3 protein-coding genes are annotated in these 1,763 nt (G+C 35.0%); all 3 read left to right on the forward strand.

What is annotated here, in order from left to right:
• The coding region (locus tag A9G37_RS06005; RefSeq protein WP_065574924.1) for a carbohydrate porin at nucleotides 1-1,094 on the forward strand (1,094 nt) is incomplete at its 5' end.
• Between the two features lie 61 nt (nucleotides 1,095-1,155).
• Nucleotides 1,156-1,458: an IS3 family transposase gene (locus A9G37_RS06010; protein WP_065560538.1), complete on the forward strand. Its 303-nt coding sequence runs from the start codon at nucleotides 1,156-1,158 to the stop codon at nucleotides 1,456-1,458.
• Nucleotides 1,459-1,583: 125 nt separating this feature from the next.
• The coding region (locus A9G37_RS12550) for an IS3 family transposase (RefSeq protein WP_141671092.1) at nucleotides 1,584-1,763 on the forward strand (180 nt) is incomplete at its 3' end.

Here is a 1,763-nt window from a genome sequence, read left to right on the forward strand (position 1 = left end):
ACTTCCGTGGTGGTTGGTCAACTTCAAGCAATGGTAAACCTAAAAATTATGCTGAAGGTGCATTAGGTCGATTTGGTAATGAATATGGTGGTTGGTATGATCTTATCTTTAAGCAAAAAGTCTATGATCAAGATGGAAGGCGAGTTGATGCAATTGTTATGATTGATGGAAACGTGGCAACAAATAAAGCTGCGGGTTTATTTAATACGCAAGATGACAATATTATGCAATTTTCAGATATATATTTAGAAACAAAAGGATTTGTGCCACGTTTCCCTGATGCGAAATTATGGGTGGGTAAACATTCTTTGCCTTATAATGAAATACAAATGCTTGATTGGAAAACACAAAAAACGCCAGCAGGTGGAGGTATTGGTATTGAAAATCTTAAAGTCGGTGTCGGTGCTCTTGATTTATCATTAGTTAGAGCAGATGTAAATGTGAAAAATAAAAAAGAAATAATTAGTACTGATGATAGTAAAGTAAATAAAATTGACCAATACAAAAAGGAAGAAGTTGATTTAAACGAACTAGAAATTCGCTATCGTGATATCCCATTATGGCAAAATGCAACGCTTGGTTTAAATGCTCGTTATTCAGCACCAAATAAATCTAAAATTCAAAATAGTATATCTGTTAAAAATGCTTGGCTTGGTAGCCTTGTTTTGCGTCAAAATGAATTTTTTGGCGGATTTAATCAGTTTACATTACAGACAGCAACCAATTCTGTTGCATCACAGTTGGCTAACATTAATACTAATAACCCAGAGTTTGCCAGTAATTCGGATAATGACTATATAGGTACACATACTGGTGGTAAAGCTTATCGTTTTGTATCGGAAGGTGAAGCTTATTTAAGCGATAATATCATTGTTGCCCATGCTTTGGCTTTAACTTCAGGAAATGATGTTTATTCTTATGATCTTAATCTTCCACATACCGATTTTACAAGTTTTAAATCAGCAATAAGACCAGCTTATATCTGGGATACTTATAATCAAAGCGGTGTTGAACTAGGTTACTTTCGTCAGAAAGACAAAGTTAAAAGTAAAACTTATGTCGAAGAAGGATATAAAATGGATCGGCTACACTAATTAGTACCAGTTTTATAAGGTCATTGTTATGATAAACTAAAAATAAGAGAAGGTAACAACAATGGCAATCGATTCATCACGAAGAGCAAAACGTAGCTTTACTAACGAGTTTAAAAAACAAATGGTCATGCTATATCAAAATGGTAAAAAACGTGCGGATATCGTCGCAGAGTATGACCTCACCAAATCAGCATTAGATAATTGGATAATGCAGTACCAAACTACCGGCTCATTCATCGCAAAAGATAATCGTCGAACTGAAGATAACGAACTTATCGCGCTACGCAAAGAGAATAAACGCTTGTTAATGGAGAATGATATCCTAAAGCAAGCGACGTTGATAATGGGAAGAAAATCGAGTTAATTTTACATAATAAGCATCGATACAGCTTACGTGCATTATGTCGATGTTTAAATGTAACCCGAAATCGTTTCTATTATCAACGGCAATTAACGCAGCAATCACAAGATATATCACTGAGTGAAATAGTGGGTGAAATTTTTAATACTAATTATCGTGCTTATGGTACAAGGCGTCTGCAAGCAGAGCTGAGAAAGCAAGGCATAACCGTATCTCGACGCCGAATAGGTCGAATCATGGCGAAAAATGGCTGGGTTTCGAAATACACCTGTAAAAAATATTGTATTCATACAGAAAAAAGCAATGAA

Source organism: Gilliamella sp. GillExp13 (assembly GCF_001690815.1).
Taxonomy (GTDB): Bacteria; Pseudomonadota; Gammaproteobacteria; order Enterobacterales; family Orbaceae; genus Gilliamella; species Gilliamella bombi.